The organism is Catenulispora pinisilvae (assembly GCF_015356865.1).
GTDB lineage: Bacteria > Actinomycetota > Actinomycetes > Streptomycetales > Catenulisporaceae > Catenulispora > Catenulispora pinisilvae.
Genome location: NZ_JAAFZA010000031.1, coordinates 31553 through 47250, shown reverse-complemented (window position 1 = coordinate 47250; position 15698 = coordinate 31553). Strand labels below are relative to the sequence as shown.

11 protein-coding genes are annotated in these 15698 nt (G+C 71.1%); 8 read left to right on the top strand and 3 right to left on the bottom strand.

Annotation, left to right across the window (positions count from 1 at the left end; all coding sequences use genetic code 11):
- Positions 1–120: 120 nt before the first annotated feature.
- A complete protein-coding gene (gene secA, locus IZR01_RS11460) occupies positions 121–2913 on the top strand; it encodes a preprotein translocase subunit SecA (protein ID WP_194894888.1) in 2793 nt (930 codons plus the stop codon).
- A gap of 126 nt (positions 2914–3039) precedes the next feature.
- Positions 3040–3801, top strand: coding sequence for an Rv3235 family protein (locus tag IZR01_RS53160; RefSeq protein ID WP_194894877.1), 762 nt, complete (start codon positions 3040–3042; stop codon positions 3799–3801).
- A 73-nt stretch (positions 3802–3874) separates the two neighbouring features.
- On the opposite strand, the gene IZR01_RS11450 is transcribed toward IZR01_RS53160, so the two are convergent.
- Positions 3875–5683 (bottom strand): bifunctional lysylphosphatidylglycerol flippase/synthetase MprF, encoded by a 1809-nt coding sequence (locus IZR01_RS11450; protein WP_194923791.1) that lies wholly within the window; start codon positions 5681–5683, stop codon positions 3875–3877.
- 212 nt (positions 5684–5895) lie between these two features.
- On the opposite strand from IZR01_RS11450, the gene IZR01_RS11445 reads away from it, so the two are divergent.
- From IZR01_RS11445 to pruA, 4 genes are all read left to right on the top strand, one after another.
- A complete protein-coding gene (locus IZR01_RS11445; protein ID WP_194894879.1) occupies positions 5896–6891 on the top strand; it encodes a patatin-like phospholipase family protein in 996 nt (331 codons plus the stop codon).
- Between the two features lie 75 nt (positions 6892–6966).
- The gene (locus tag IZR01_RS11440) at positions 6967–7461 is read left to right on the top strand and encodes a DUF6912 family protein (protein ID WP_194894880.1); all 495 of its coding nucleotides are present in this window, start codon (positions 6967–6969) and stop codon (positions 7459–7461) included.
- Between the two features lie 57 nt (positions 7462–7518).
- Positions 7519–8214: an HAD family hydrolase gene (locus tag IZR01_RS11435; protein WP_194894882.1), complete on the top strand. Its 696-nt coding sequence runs from the start codon at positions 7519–7521 to the stop codon at positions 8212–8214.
- A gap of 65 nt (positions 8215–8279) precedes the next feature.
- Positions 8280–9959, top strand: coding sequence for an L-glutamate gamma-semialdehyde dehydrogenase (pruA, locus tag IZR01_RS11430; protein ID WP_194923790.1), 1680 nt, complete (start codon positions 8280–8282; stop codon positions 9957–9959).
- 81 nt (positions 9960–10040) lie between these two features.
- Here pruA and IZR01_RS11425 read toward each other — a convergent pair whose 3' ends face one another.
- The gene (locus tag IZR01_RS11425; protein WP_194894884.1) at positions 10041–10529 is read right to left on the bottom strand and encodes a MarR family winged helix-turn-helix transcriptional regulator; all 489 of its coding nucleotides are present in this window, start codon (positions 10527–10529) and stop codon (positions 10041–10043) included.
- 60 nt (positions 10530–10589) lie between these two features.
- On the opposite strand from IZR01_RS11425, the gene IZR01_RS11420 reads away from it, so the two are divergent.
- Together IZR01_RS11420 and IZR01_RS11415 are read left to right on the top strand one after the other, a co-directional pair.
- The gene (locus IZR01_RS11420; RefSeq protein ID WP_194894885.1) at positions 10590–12047 is read left to right on the top strand and encodes an MFS transporter; all 1458 of its coding nucleotides are present in this window, start codon (positions 10590–10592) and stop codon (positions 12045–12047) included.
- Between the two features lie 160 nt (positions 12048–12207).
- Entirely contained in the window at positions 12208–14628 is a 2421-nt protein-coding gene (locus tag IZR01_RS11415) for a HelD family protein (RefSeq protein WP_194923789.1), read from the top strand.
- Between the two features lie 94 nt (positions 14629–14722).
- Here IZR01_RS11415 and IZR01_RS11410 read toward each other — a convergent pair whose 3' ends face one another.
- Positions 14723–15664, bottom strand: coding sequence for a zinc-binding dehydrogenase (locus IZR01_RS11410; RefSeq protein WP_194897358.1), 942 nt, complete (start codon positions 15662–15664; stop codon positions 14723–14725).
- Between the last annotated feature and the right edge of the window lie 34 nt (positions 15665–15698).

Here is a 15698-nt window from a genome sequence, read left to right as displayed (position 1 = left end):
ATCGGTACGCCGTGCTCTTCCCTTGGAGCACCGGCCGTCGCATAACATGTTGGAAAAGGCGGGGCCCACCCCTGCCTGCCTGAGCCCGTAATCGAGGAGTTGTCTGCCGTGGCGCGTCTGATGGACAGGGTCTTGCGGGCCGGCGAGGGGAAGATCCTGCGCCGCCTGGAGGCCATCGCCGACCTCGTCGAGGAGATCAAGGACGATTACGTCCAGATGAGCGACGACGAACTGCGCGCTCAGACCGACGATTTCCGGGCCCGCCTGGAAGAGGGCGAGACCCTGGACGACCTGATGCCGGAGGCCTTCGCGGTGGTCCGCGAGGCGGCCACGCGCACTCTGGGTCAGACCCATTACCACGTGCAGCTGATGGGCGGAGCCGCCCTGCACCTGGGCAACATCGCGGAGATGCGCACCGGCGAGGGCAAGACGCTGGTCGGCACCCTGCCGGCGTACCTGAACGCGCTGGCCGGCAAGGGCGTGCACATCGTCACCACCAACGACTACCTGGCCGAGCGCGACTCGTCGTGGATGGGCCGGGTGCACCGGTTCCTGGGCCTGGAAGTCGGCGTGATCCTGGCGAACATGACGCCGGCCGAGCGCCGCGAGCAGTACAACTGCGACATCACCTACGGCACCAACAACGAGTTCGGCTTCGACTACCTGCGCGACAACATGGCGTGGTCGCGTGACGAGATGGTGCAGCGCGGCCACTTCTTCGCCTGCGTCGACGAGGTCGACTCGATCCTCATCGACGAGGCCCGTACGCCGCTGATCATCTCCGGTCCGGCGGACCAGGCCACCAAGTGGTACACCGACTTCGCCAAGATCGTGGACCGGCTGGCGCCGGACGCCGACTACGAGGTCGACGAGAAGAAGCGCACCGTCGGCATCCTGGAGCGCGGCGTGGAGCGGGTCGAGGACCTGCTCGGCATCGACAACCTCTACGAGTCCGTGAACACCCCCCTGGTCGGCTACCTGAACAACGCCATCAAGGCCAAGGAGCTGTTCAAGAAGGACAAGGACTACGTCGTGATGAACGGCGAAGTCATGATCGTCGACGAGCACACCGGCCGTATCCTGGCCGGCCGCCGCTACAACGAGGGCATGCACCAGGCCATCGAGGCCAAGGAGCAGGTCGAGATCAAGGACGAGAACCAGACGCTCGCCACGATCACCCTGCAGAACTACTTCCGGCTCTACGACAAGCTGGCCGGCATGACCGGTACCGCGATGACCGAGGCCGCGGAGTTCCAGCAGATCTACAAGCTGGGTGTGGTGCCGATCCCGACGAACAAGCCGCTGGTCCGCATGGACCAGCAGGACCTGATCTACGTCTCCGAGGAGGCGAAGTTCGAGGCCGTCGTCGACGACATCGCCGAGCGCAGCGCCCTCGGCCAGCCGATTCTGGTCGGCACCACCTCGGTGGAGAAGTCCGAGCGCCTGTCCGGCATGCTGCGCAAGCGCGGCGTCCCGCACGAAGTGCTGAACGCCAAGTACCACGAGCGCGAGGCGGCGATCGTCGCCCAGGCCGGCCGCAAGGGCGCGGTCACCGTGGCCACCAACATGGCCGGCCGTGGCACCGACATCCAGCTCGGCGGCAACCCGGACGACCTGGCCGACGCCACACTGCGGCAGCGCAACCTGAGCCCGGAGGAGAATCCGGAGGAGTGGAAGGCCTCGCTGCCGGCCGCGCTGGAGGACGCCAAGCGCAAGGTGAAGGCCGAGCACGACGAGGTCCAGGAGCTCGGCGGACTGTACGTGCTGGGCACCGAGCGCCACGAGTCCCGCCGCATCGACAACCAGCTGCGCGGTCGCGCCGGCCGCCAGGGCGACCCCGGCGAGACCCGGTTCTACCTCTCGCTGGGCGACGACCTGATGCGCATGTTCAAGGCCGGCATGGTCGAGCGGGTGCTGTCGATGGCGAACGTCCCGCAGGACGTGCCGATCGAGCACAAGATGGTGACCCGGGCGATCGCCAGCGCGCAGACCCAGATCGAGCAGCAGAACTTCGAGATCCGCAAGAACGTCCTGAAGTACGACGAGGTCCTGAACCGCCAGCGTCTGGTGGTCTACGAAGAGCGCCGCCAGGTGCTGGACGGCGCGGACCTGGAGGACCAGGTCCGGCTGATGATGGACGACACCATCGCCGGCTACGTGGACGCCGCCACCGCCGAGGGCTACGCCGAAGAGTGGGACCTGGAGAAGCTGTGGACGGCGCTGGAGACGCTGTACCCGATCTCCGTGACCGTCCAGGAAATCGAGGATGCCGCCGGCGGCGCGGACAAGATCACCCGCGACATCCTGATCGATGAGCTGAACGCCGACATCCGCGGCGGCTACGACAGGCGCGAGGAACAGCTCGGCGAGCAGATCACCCGCGAGCTGGAGCGCCGCGTGGTGCTCTCGGTCCTGGACCGCAAGTGGCGCGAGCACCTGTACGAGATGGACTACCTGCAGGAGGGCATCGGCCTGCGCGCCATGGCCCAGCGCGACCCGCTGGTGGAGTACCAGCGCGAGGGCTACGCGATGTTCAACGCCATGATGGACGCCATCAAGGAGGAGTCCGTCGGCTACCTGTTCAACCTCAAGGTCGAGGTCGAGGCCGTGAACCAGGACCCGGAGGCGCAGGCCCAGGCCGCCGCCACCGCGAACGCCCTGGGCGCCGGCCAGAACGGGGTCCAGGACGCCGTCGCGGGCGCCCCGCAGCTGCTCGCCAAGGGCCTGGACGCGCCCCAGCGCCCGGCCCACCTGAGCTACACGGCCCCCACGGTCGACGGCGAGGGCGGCGTCTTGCAGCGCGAGGTCCCCTTCGCGGTGGACTACGGCGACCCCGACGCCCAGGTCGACCAGCCGCCGGCGGAGGACGAGACCCCGCGCCGCCGCTCCTCCGGTAAGCGGAAGAAGCGCTGACGCGGTGGCGACACCGGGTCACTAGCTGGGCCGAACGGCTGACTTTCCCCGGGAAGTCAGCCGTTTCGCATACCCCTGTGATCTGCTGGAGCCTCAGTTCTCGGGTGACGGGGGAGGCGGTAGATCGTGGTGCCGGTTCGGGCGGTCGGGACGGCCGAGGTCGCCGCGCGGTGGCGGCACGATAACAGGCCAGACTTCCCGGGCATCGCGGTGTGGGTGGACGCGGTCGCCGAGGTGGAGATCGACGCGGGGCTGTTCGCCCCCTCCAACGACTGGCCGGTCGGACTCGGCGACGACCTGCCCGAGGAACCGGGGGATGACGATGGCCGCAGCGTGCCGTGGGCGGTCGATGCTTGGTCGTCGGAGTACGGCAAAGTGTGGCGCCCCCTGTCCGGCAGCGGCCGCGAGCCCCGTCCCGGGTTGCTGCTCTCGGTAGTGCGGGCAGGCGTGGTCATGGCCTGTCCGACCCCGCTGCCCGATCCGCCGACCGGTGCGCTCGCCCGCGCCTTGTCCCGCGTGGAGCTCTCCGAGCGTCGGCCCGCGGTGCTGCCCGTCGAAGCCCAACCGGCGCCGGCCCCGCGCCGCACGCCACCGCAGAAGGCTTACAACGAAGTCAGAGCCCTGGTAGGCGTCCTGGTCGAGGTCATGGTCGGCCGCCGCACCGCCACCCACGCCGCGTCCTGGACCGCTCCCGAAGTCCGCGGCAAACTCCGCACCCCGCGCTATGCCCGCACCGCGTCCCTGAAGTCGGTCCGGCTCTCCGAAAGCGGTGACGGTGTCGAGGCCTTAGCCCTTCTGCGCGACGGCGCCCGCACCCGCGCCGTCGCCCTGCGCTTCGACCGCGCCGAGGACGCGCGCTGGCGCTGCACCGCGCTCCAGCCCGGCTGACGTTTCAGATCCGGCTGGTACCCCAGATCCGGCTGACACTCCCGAGCTGTCGGTTACCCCCCCGAGCAGTCGGTTACCCGACATGCCGCCGCAGGGGACCTCCGACAGCATCCTCATCCCCGATCCCGATGTCCTCCGGCAGCTGCTCCTGCGCGTGCCGCCTGCCGCGCACCCGCGCGCCGGCCGGGGCCACCCGCTGCCGGTCCAGCGGCAGCGAGAACTCCATCGCCAGCGCCGAGGCCGCGAGCCAGCCGACCTCGCCCCAGGAGCGGAACATCACCGAGCGGGGCTGCCAGCCGGGGCGGAACTTGGCGTTGAACCGGTACAGCGACTCCAGCATGATCCACGGGTCCAGCAGGTGGATCGCGCGGTACGCCGCGCTTTGCAGCGGGGAGCGGCGGCTGCCGGCGTCCATGATCGGGCGGAACGCCGCGAAGTTCAGCGAGATCTCGTCGATGCCCCGCTCGCGGGCCCAGGCCACCAGGTCCACGATCAGCCGCTCGTTCACCCCGTTCGGGCTCTGCGGATCGCGCGGCATCACGTCCAGCGACAGCGCCGTGGGGTGGCCGGAGGGCCGGTCGGCGCCGACCGGGTGGTAGCGCTGGAAGCCGACCGCGCGGCCGTCGGGGGTGTACGCGACGATCAGCAGCGCGTCGGGGTGCCGGGCGGAGGTGATGGCGTCCAGGTTCATCGCGAAGCCGTGCTCGGCGTGCCCCTTGAGCCAGCGCTGGTGGATGCCGAGCAGCTGGTCGGCCGACTCCTCGTCGAGCGCCGTCTCGCGCAGCACCCGGGTGGTGATCCCGGCCTTGTGGGTCCGCCGCACCGCCTGCCGCACGTTGCGGATCGACCGCCCTTCCAGCGAGAAGCCGGCCACGGGCAGCATGACCTCGTCCCCGATGCTGATCGCGCGCCGCATCCCGTGCGCCTTCCACAGCGGGAGCAGCGCCTCCCGGGCGCCGAGCACCGTCGGCCGCCATCCGCGGCGCCGGCACAGGGCCAGGAACTCGACGATCGCCGCCTCCTGTGCGTCGGCCGCGCCGATCGGGTCGCCGCCGACCACCGCGGTGCCCAGGAACACCCGGTAGCCGATCGCGGCGCGGCCGTCGGGGGAGAAGACATAGGACTTGTCGTGACGGAGCGCGAACGGGGCCAGCGTGTCCGAGTCCGGATGCTGTACGAGCCGCCGCACCCGGTCCCGCTCGATGTCGGTCCCCGGAAGCGGGGCCCGGGCCGGCGCCAACAGCGACATCAGCACCAGGAGCAGTGTGATCCCGCCGAGGAGTGAAAGCCCGTGGAGGAACCACGAGCGGCCCTCCATCGTCATCGGCCCGGGGTTCGCCGTGAGGCTGTCGAGAAGCTCCCGCCCCAGCCCGGCCGGGGTGAGGGAGGAGCTGAGCCGGTCCCGCTGCAGGAAGATCCCGCCGCCGCCCACGACGACCGCGAGGACGCCGAACCCGAGCACCATGTGCAGGGCTGTGTGCACGCGCGCGGCGTCGGGCAGGGCGGTGAACCGCACCCGCGCACCCCACAGCGCCCAGGCGAACGCCGCCATCGGCAGCAGCCGCCACGGCTGGTCCCAGGTGATCACCGACATCGCCGTCGACCACACCACCGCGGCAGAGGTCAGATACAGCGCCATGCGACGCCGCACATACAGGCCGCGCGCGAGGAGGAGGAGAGCCAGCCCGATGTGCACCGCGTGGCCGCCGGAGGGGGCGGTGCCGGTGATGACGATGACCGTCCTGGTGAGCCACGACGGTGGGCTGTCCGCGCCCGCGTACCCGAACAGTGTCGCCGCCGCGGCCAGTACCAGCGCGGCTAACGGCCATACCGTGAGCCGATCCTCAGGGACCGGCATCTCGTTTCCGCCTCGGTCAGCCATGGGCACGTACCTCCCGCGACATACGAACAGCCCCCGCCTGTCACGTTATTCCCACATTCAACACTGCGGCGCGTAGCGTCTCGTTAACGGGCGGCGGTGGGTGGCGGGTGGGACCCCTGTGTATCCGACTTTCGTCGGTGCGGATGAGGGGTGCTGCGCACGAACGCCCGTTACAGTCGAGGAAACGGATCACCCCCGACGGGAGCGACGAGATGGCCTCCACGGCAGTGCGGCGTGGTCTGGTCCTGGGCGGCGGCGGCATGCTCGGCGCGGCCTGGATGGTGGGCGCGCTGGCGGTGCTCAGCGAGGCGGTGGACTGGGACCCGCGCGAGGCCGAGATGATCGTCGGGACCTCCGCCGGCTCGGTCGTGGCCGCGATGCTCGGGGCCGGCGCCACCCCGGAGGTCCTGTACGAGCACCAGCTCACCGGCCGGATCGCGCAGGGCCCGCTCAGCGGCGTGGAGTTCGACTACGCCACCGCGGCCGGCGGCGCCCACCCGGAGCGCCCCAAGCTGCGCCTGGGCTCCGGCCCGCTGCTGGCCCGCACCGCGCGCCACCCCCGCTCCGTGCCCCCGACCGCGGTGATGGCCGCGGCCATGCCGCCGGGCCGGGGCTCGCTCGGCGGCGTCGGTGAACTCGTCGAAGGCCTGCCCGGGGACGCCGAGGGCTGGTCGCCGCACAAGGCGCTGCGGATCGTCGCGCTGGACTTCACCACCGGCGAGCGGGTGACCTTCGGCAGCCCCCGGGCGCCGCGCACCACGCTGGCCGAAGCCGTGACCGCCTCCTGCGCGATCCCCGGCTGGTTCGCCCCGATCATCATCGACGGCCGCCGCTACGTGGACGGCGGCATGTGGTCCGCGACCAACGTGGACGTGGCCGACAAGCAGAACTTCCAGGAGATCGGCGAGCCGCCACTGGACGAGCTCTACGTCCTGGCCCCGATGGCGATCCGCGGATTCAACGGGCCGCCGCACAGGGTCATGGAACGGGTCGAGCGCCGCTATAGGAGAGCCGTGACACGGCGGATGCTGCTGGAGGCGCAGCAGGTCCGCGCCGACGGCACCAAGGTCATCGTGTTCTGCCCCACCGCCGACGACTACGACGCCATCGGCCCCAACGTGATGGACGGAGACCGCCGCCCGCAGGTCCTGGAGACCGCGATGCGTACCACCCGCGAGCAGATCGCCGCACAGCGCGCCCCCGCGTAGAGCCTCTACAGAACTCCGCTATAGCGCTCCCGGCGTGGCGCGCCCCAGCGCACCCCCGGAGGGGATAATGGCGCAATGCGCGTCTACCTCCCCGCGACCCTGCCAGTGCTCGCCGAGCTGCACAAGACAGGCCGCCTCACCCCCGAGCCGCCGACGGCGTACGCGGTCACCCCGGCCCTGCGCGAGTGGTACACCGAAGGGGACAGCGAAGAACTGGAGTACGCCGCCCTGACCGACGCCGCCCGAGCCTCCCTGCGCCTCCTGTCCGACACCCCGGAGGCCCCCCGCCGCCGCGTCGTGATCGCCGCCGAGGTCCCGGACGCCCACGCCGCCCCGATCCTCGACGGCCCCGAACCCGGCCTGGTCCGCGTCACCGCCGAGATCCCCCTCTCCTGGGTGGCCTCCCTGCACGTCGACGACCCTGCGGTCCTCGACGAGGTGGCACTGGCCGTGGTCCTGCTCGGCGCCGCCGACGCCGGGGACGAGGACGCGTCGTTCACGGTCGACGGCATCGACGACCACGAGCTGCTTTGGTATGCGACGCAGGAACTTCCGGACCTGTTGGGGTAACCGAAGGTTAACTCGCTGATCTCGAAATCCGTTGGCGTCCGTCGATAGCCTGTCCGGGTGACCGTGCCGAAGAATCAACAGCCATTGCACCTCGTCTGGGACTGGAACGGCACCGTCCTGAACGACTTCGAGATCATCCTGCGCTCCACGAACGACTCGTTCACCGACCACGGGCTGGCGCCGATAACGGCTGATCAGTACCGCACGCAGATCAAGATGCCGATCCGCGCCTTCTATGCGGACATCCTCGGGCACGAGCCGGGCGATGAGGAGTGGGAGGCGCTGGACGCCACCTTCCACAAGTACTACGTGGCCTACGAGCGGGAGGCGCGGTTGTCCGACGGGCTGCCGGATCTGTTCCGGGAGTGGTCGGGGCGCGGGCACTCGCAGTCGCTGTTGTCGATGTACCACGACGACAAGTTGGTGCCGGTGGTGCGGCACCATGGGATCGACCGGTACTTCGAGCTGGTGCAGGGGACCAAGCCGCCGCGGCCGGCGCGCAAGGGGCTGCACTTGCGGGATCACCTTGGCCGGTTGGGCGTTGATCCGGCGCGGGTGGTGCTCATCGGGGACTCGCCGGATGACGCGGCTGCCGCCGCCAGTGTCGGTGCGCACGCGATCCTGTACTCCGGTGGGTTCGCGGCCGTGCCGTCGCTGCGGACGGCCGGGGTGCCGATCGTGGACAGTCTGGCTGCCGCGGTGGCGATGATCGACGAGGTCATGGCGGGTGCGGCCGGGGCCGAAGCGGGCTGAGCCGGGCGTACGTCGATCGGCGCAATGGTGTGGCGCCCCGTTGCGGGCCGCGATGGGATGCGGACATGGCCGCGCACGCGAACGACAAGCAGCACGTCACCGGCGTCACGAACGTCCCCGTCCCGCACAACGAAGCGGTGCTCGGCTACGCACCCGGGAGCGCGGAGCGGGCCGCGCTGACCGCGGAGTTGGCCCGGCTGGCCGGGCGGCGGTATGACCTCACCGCGACCATCGGCGGCGTGCAGCGGCCTGGCGGTGGCGAGCCCATCGACGTGGTCCAGCCGCACAACCACCAAGCTGTCCTGGGCACCCTGCGCAACGCCACCCAGGACGACGCCCGCGCGGCTGTCGCGGCGGCCCGCGCGGCGGCCCCGGCCTGGCGCGCGTTCTCCTTCGACGACCGGGCCGCGATCCTGCTCCGGGCCGCCGAGCTGCTCTCCGGTCCGTGGCGGGCCACCCTGAACGCGGCGACCATGCTCGGCCAGTCCAAGACCGCGGTGCAGGCCGAGGTCGACAGCGCCTGCGAGCTGATCGACTTCTGGCGGTTCAATGTCGGGTTCGCGCGGCAGATCCTGGCCGAGCAGCCGCCGGAGAACGCGCCGGGCGTCTGGAACCGCACCGACCACCGGCCGCTGGACGGCTTCGTCTACGCGATCACGCCCTTCAACTTCACCGCGATCGCCGGCAACCTGCCGACCGCCCCGGCGCTGATGGGCAACACGGTGATCTGGAAGCCGTCGCCGACCCAGCAGCTGGCCGCGCACTTCACCATGCGCCTGCTGGAGGCCGCGGGGCTGCCGCCCGGAGTGATCAACATGCTCCCCGGCGACGGCCTGGCGGTCTCCGAGGTGGTGCTGGCCGATCCGCACCTGGCCGGCATCCACTTCACCGGCTCGACCCCGACCTTCCAGCACCTGTGGCGCACGGTCGGGGAGAACATCGCGGCCTACCGCGCCTATCCGCGCATCGTCGGCGAGACCGGCGGCAAGGACTTCGTGCTGGCCCACCCCAGCGCCGACCCGGCGACGCTGAAGACCGCCCTGACCCGCGGCGCGTTCGAGTATCAGGGCCAGAAGTGCTCGGCGGCCTCCCGCGCCTACATCCCGCGCTCGCTGTGGGATGGAGCGGGGAAGGGAGCCGCGGGGCTGCGCGAGGAGTTCGCGGCCGAGGTCGACGGCCTGAGCATGGGCGATCCCACAGATCTGTCGAACTTCCTCGGCGCGGTCATCGACGCCCGGGCCTTCGCCAAGCACCGCCGGGTCCTGGACATCGCGCACAGCGACGACAGCATCCGCATCGTCGCCGGCGGCACCGCGGACGACTCGGTCGGCTACTTCGTGCGGCCGACGGTGATGGTGTGCTCGAACCCCGAGCACGAGATCTTCTCCACCGAGTACTTCGGCCCGCTGCTGTCGGTGTACGTGTACGACGACGCCGACTACGACCGGGTGCTGCACGGCGTCGAAGGGGCCACCGGCTACGCGCTCACCGGCGCGATCATCGCCCGGGACCGCGCCGTCGTCGCCGAGGCGATGAGCGTGCTGCGCTTCGCCGCGGGCAACTTCTACGTCAACGACAAGCCCACCGGCGCCGTGGTCGGGCAGCAGCCGTTCGGCGGATCCAAGGCCTCCGGGACCAACGACAAGGCCGGGTCCCCACAGAACTTGCTGCGCTGGACCTCGACGCGCTCGATCAAGGAGACGTTCGTGCCGCCGACGGACTACCGGTACCCGTCCATGGGCTAGTCGGCCGGGCTGACGGCGGGTCCGAGAACAGGGCCGTGCTTACAGTCGGGTTCCGGCTGATCGGTGTCGGCGCCGAAGCCCTCAGGCCCCCCATTCCTCCGAAGCCTGCTTGGCCATGTTCACCATCGTCCCCATGAACTCCGCGATGGTCTCCAGGTCCTTGGTGTCATAGCGGTCCAGTAGCCCGCTCGCCATCACGTTCATCCCGGTGAACAGCCGCGCGATCTCCCCGACCCGCTCGCGCACCGGCTGGATCAGCACCACGCGCCGGTCCTCGGGGCTGCGCTCGCGCGTCACCCAGCCCGACTTCTCCAGCTTGTCCAGGATCCCGGTCATGGTCGCCGGGTGCATGCCCAGCCGCTGGCCCAGCGCCTTGGCGCTCATCGCGCCGTCGCGCATCAGGACGTCCAGCGCCTTCAGCTCCACGTCCCGCAGTCCCACCTGCTCCCCGGCCCGCAGGTTGAGCACCGTCATCACCACGGCCATCTCGCGGAAGCTGTCCGTGATCTGGTTCATCGTGCGCCGACGCTCGCGGGAGGCGGCCGCGTCGGTGGATGATACGGAACTCATATGATACCTTCTTCATAACGTACGGAACTCAAAGTAATAGGGTACCGGAGGGGGTCTCCCGTGTCTGCATCCTTCCTATCAACCGGCAGAGGCAAGGTCATCCTGCTGTTGTTGTGCGGCGTCGCCTTCCTGGACTTGGTCGACGCCTCGATCGTGAACGTCGCGTTGCCGTCCATCCGCAAGGATCTGCATTTCAGCACCCAGGGTCTGCAATGGGTGCCCAGCGGCTATCTGCTCACCTACGGCGGCTTCATGCTCCTCGGCGGCCGGGCCGCCGACCTGTTCGGGCGGCGCCGGGTGCTGATCACCGGGACCGTGGTGTTCGGCCTTGCTTCGCTGGCCGGCGGGTTCGCCGACACCGCGGGGCTGTTGGTCGGCGCGCGGTTGGTCCAGGGCGTCGGCGCCGCTTTGATGATGCCCGCCGCGTTGTCGCTGCTCACCACCACGTTCAAGGAGGGCTCGGACCGCACCAAGGCCTTCGGCGCGTGGGGTGCGGTCGCCGGGCTCGCCTCGGCGGTCGGCGTGCTGGCCGGCGGTCTGCTCACCGACGGTCCGGGCTGGCGCTGGGTGATGTTCGTGAACCCGCCGTTCTGTGTGCTGATCCTGGTCGCCGTGTTCCGGATGTTCGAGGCCGACGGCAAGCGGGTCGCGGTGAAGGGCCTGGATCTGGTCGGTGCGTTCCTGGCCACCGCCGGGATGCTGCTGCTGGTGTTCGGTCTGGTGAAGGCGCCGGATCAGGGCTGGGGGTCCGGCCGGACGGTGCTGGAGTTGGCCGGGGCCGGGGTGCTGCTCGTGACGTTCATCGTCAACGAGCGCAACACCCGCGATCCGCTGCTGCCGCTCTCGGTGTTCCGGATCCGCGGACTGGTCGCGGCGAACGTCACGCAGCTGGTCGGTGTCGCGGGCTTCCTGTCGTTCTTCTTCTTCCTGACCCTGTACATGCAGAACGTCGAGGGCTACTCGCCGATCCGGGCCGGCCTGGCCTACCTGCCGATCACGGTCGCGGTCGGGATCGGGGCCGGTCTGGCGCCGAAGGTGGTGGCCCGGGTCGGCACCCGGCCGGTGGCGGTGGTCGGGGCGGCCGTGGCCGCGGTCGGCATCTACCTGTTGGCCGGGCTGAAGGTGCACGGCTCGTATGACAGCGGTCTGCTGCCGGGCATGGTGGTCATGGCGTTCGGGCTCGGGCTGTTGTTCGTCGCCATCGCCACGGCCGCCAACGCCGGCGTGCCGCAGCGCCAGGCGGGCCTGGCCGCGGCGCTGCTGAACGCCTCGCAGCAGGTCGGCGGCGCGCTGGGGCTCGCGATCTTCGCCGCGATCTCCACGGCGCGGCTGAACCACGAGCTGAAAAGCGGTGTGCGGCCCGCGGCGGCGATGGCCTCCGGGCTGTCGTGGGCGCTGACCGCGTGCGCGGTCGCCGTGGTCTGCGCGGCGGTCATCGCGCTGCGGACCCGTAATGTGCACAGCGAAGCCGAGGCCGAGGCGCTCGCCGGAGCGGAGGATCTGGTGGCGGTGAACTGACTCGGAAACCCTGAGGCGGCACCGAACGCCCTGAGACGGCCCCCAAAAACGCAACGGGCCCGAAGGCCCTGCGATGGCATCTGCTATCGTAGAGTTTTCGGGCACACATAGCTCACCAGAAATCTGGTATGTGCTTGATTCTGGAGCATTGGGAGGCGTTTTGTCAAGGGGAACGGAAGAAATCTCCCACGAACAGCGGTATCTGGACCTCTTGTACGCCCGGTTGGACACCTTGCGGGCCCGGGCCGAGGGCCAGCTCGCCGGCGTGTTGCGCTCCGGCACCGGCACCCAGCAGGCGCGGACCGAGCGCGACAACCTGGCCACCGCCGGCGCCGGCCGGGTGGCCCAGCTGGACGCGGCCGAGGAGGGGCTGTGCTTCGGCCGGCTGGACCTGGCCGGCGGCGAGCGCCGCTACGTCGGCCGGATCGGCATCCTGGACGACGGCGGCGACTTCGAGCCCTTGCTCCTGGACTGGCGGGCCCCGGCGGCGCGGCCGTTCTACGTCGCCACCTCCGCCGCGCCCCAGGGCGTGCGGCGGCGGCGCAGTATCCGCTCCCGGTTCCGGACCGTCGTCGGGGTCGACGACGATGTGCTCGACCTGGACATGGCGGCCGAGGGCGACACCTCCGGGCTGGTCGGCGAGGGCGCGCTGCTGGCCGCGCTGACCGCCGGCCGCACCGGCCGGATGCGCGACGTGGTGGAGACCATCCAGGCCGAGCAGGATCATGCGATCCGGTCGGAGCTGCGCGGGGTGCTGGTCGTGCAGGGCGGCCCGGGCACCGGCAAGACCGCCGTGGCCCTGCACCGCGCGGCCTACCTGCTCTACACCCACCGCGAGCGGCTGGCCAAGCGCGGCGTGCTGATCGTCGGGCCGAACCCGACCTTCCTGCGCTACGTCTCGCACGTGCTCCCGGCGCTGGGGGAGACCAGTGCGGTGCTGGCCACGGTCGGGGAGATGTTCCCGGGGGTGCGGGCCTCGCGGGCCGACGCGCCTGAGGTCGCGGAGATCAAGGGCCGCGCGGCGATGGCCGATCTGGTCGGCGGCGCGGTGCGGGCCCGGCAGCGGGTGCCCGAGGACGTGCTCGAGGTCGTGTACGAGGGCGTGAAGTACCGGCTGGACCGCGAGACCTGCGTGGCCGCCCGTGAGCTCGGCCGCAAGGCCAACCGGCGGCCCAACCTGGGCCGCAAGGCGTTCGCCGAGCACCTCATCGACTCGCTGGCCGGCCAGGTCGTGGACCGGCTGAACGACGACCCGCACCGCCAGGAGACGCTGGCGATGGTGAACCTGATCGCCGCCGAGCTCGGCGAGGATCCGTCGGAGATGGCAGACGGGGTGTTCCTGGGCCGGGCCGACCGCGAGCAGGTCGCGGCCGCGCTGGCCGACGAGCCGAGCGTGCAGGAGGCGCTGGACTGGCTGTGGCCGCAGCTGACGCCGCAGCGGATGCTGGCCGAGCTGTTCGCGACGCCGGAACTGCTGCGCGAGGCGGTCCAGGAGGCCTCCGGCGAGGAGGGCGAGCCGCTGTTGACGGACGCTGAGATCGACCTGCTGCTGCGCTCCCCGGGCGGTTGGTCGGCGGCGGACATCCCGCTGCTGGACGAGGCCGCGGAGCTGCTGGGCGACTCCGACACCGCCGAGGCGGCGGCGCGGGCCGAGGCCGAGCGGCGGGCCCGGATCGCCTACGCGCAGGGCGCGCTGGAGGTGGCCGAGGGTTCCCGGTCGATCGACCTGGAGGACCCGCGCGAGGAGATCGTCACCGCCGTGGACCTGGTCTCGGCCGAGATGCTGGCCGAGCGGTTCGAGGAGCGCGACGAGCGCAGCGTCGCCGAGCGGGCGATGGGCGACCGGACGTGGACGTTCGGGCACGTGATCGTGGACGAGGCGCAGGAGCTGTCGCCGATGGCCTGGCGGCTGCTGATGCGGCGCTGCCCGGCCCGGTCGATGACCCTGGTCGGGGACGTGGCGCAGACCGGCGACCCGGCCGGCGCCACGTCCTGGGGCACGATGCTGGCGCCGCACGTCGGCGACCGGTGGCGGCTGGCGGAGCTGACGGTGAACTACCGGACGCCCTCGGAGATCATGGCCGTGGCCGCCGAGGTGCTGGAGCGTATCGATCCGGGCTTGAAGCCGCCGCGCTCGGTGCGGTCCAGCGGCGAGGAGCCGTGGCGGGTGTCCGTGCCGGTGTCTTCGCTCGCTGAGAAGGTCGCCGAGCTGGCGCTGCGCGAGGACTCGGCGCTGGCCGCCGGGGCCGGCGACGGCGCCGATGACGCCGGCGGGGTCGGCACCGACGGCGGCGGGGCCGGGGACACCGGGCGGCTGGCGGTGCTGGTGCCGCCCGAGCGGCTGGCCGAGGTGGCCGCGGCGGTGTCGGCGCGGCTGCCCGAGGCCGGCTACGGCTCCGACCCGGACCTGGAGCGGCGCACCGTGGTGCTGCCGGTCCGCCAGGCCAAGGGGCTGGAGTTCGACACGGTGCTGGTGGTCGACCCGGCGGCCATCGTCACCGCCCAGCACGGCGAGAACGACCTCTACGTCGCCCTGACGCGGGCTACGCGCCGGTTGGGGATAGTCGAGGTCGAGGACTGATCCCGTGAATCGCCGCGGCGCCGCGCTCGGACTGTTCCGAGCGCGGCGCCGCTTGTTCTGTGCCTCAGCCTGTGTCTTCCCAGCCTGTGTCTTCTCAGACCGTGAAGACGATTTTCCCGAACGCCTCGCCCTGTTCCATGCGCTCGAACCCGGTCCGGGCCTCGGCCAGCGGCAGGACCGAGTCGATGACCGGCCGCACGTCGGTCACCTCGCACATCCGGGCCAGCGCCTTGAGCTCGTCCAGCGAGCCCATCGTGGAGCCGATGACCCGCAGCTGGAGGAAGAAGATGCGGGTCAGCTCGGCCGGCGGCATCGCCCCGGAGGTCGCCCCGGAGATGACGATGGTGCCCTCCGGCCGCAGCGACTTCACCGAGTGCGACCAGGTCGCGGCGCCGACCGTCTCCAGCACCGCGTCCACCCGCTCCGGCAGCCGGGCCCCGGACTCGAACGCGGCGTGCGCCCCGAGCTCCACCGCCCGTGCCAGCTTCTCCTCGCTGCGCGACGTCGCCCACACCCGGAACCCGGCGGCCCGGGCCAGGACGATCGCCGCGGTCGCCACGCCGCCGCCGGCGCCCTGGATCAGCACCGTGTCCCCGGGCTTCAGGCCGGAGTTGCGGAAGAGCATGCGGTAGGCGGTGAGCCAGGCCGTCGGCAGGCACGCGGCCTGCTCCCAGGACAGCGCGGCCGGCTTGGGCACCAGGTTGGCCTTCGGGACCAGCACCTTCTGCGCGAAGGTGCCGTTGTAGGCCTCGGTGAGGATCGACGGCTTGCCGTCGCGCGGGTCGACCACCGAGTGGATGACGACCTCGTTGCCGTCCTCGTCCACGCCGGCCCCGTCGCAGCCCAGGATCATCGGCAGCTTGTCCTCGGTGATGCCCACGCCCCGCAGGGTCCACAGGTCGTGGTGGTTCAGGGACGCGGCCTTGACCGTGACGGTGGTCCAGCCCGGGCGGGGCGCGGGATCGTCGCGCTCCCCGAGTTCGAGGCCGGACAGGGGGTCCTTGGGGTCGATGCGCACCGCGCTCACTGCGAACATGGGGCCGAGCTTAGACCGCGGGGGTCGGGGTGGT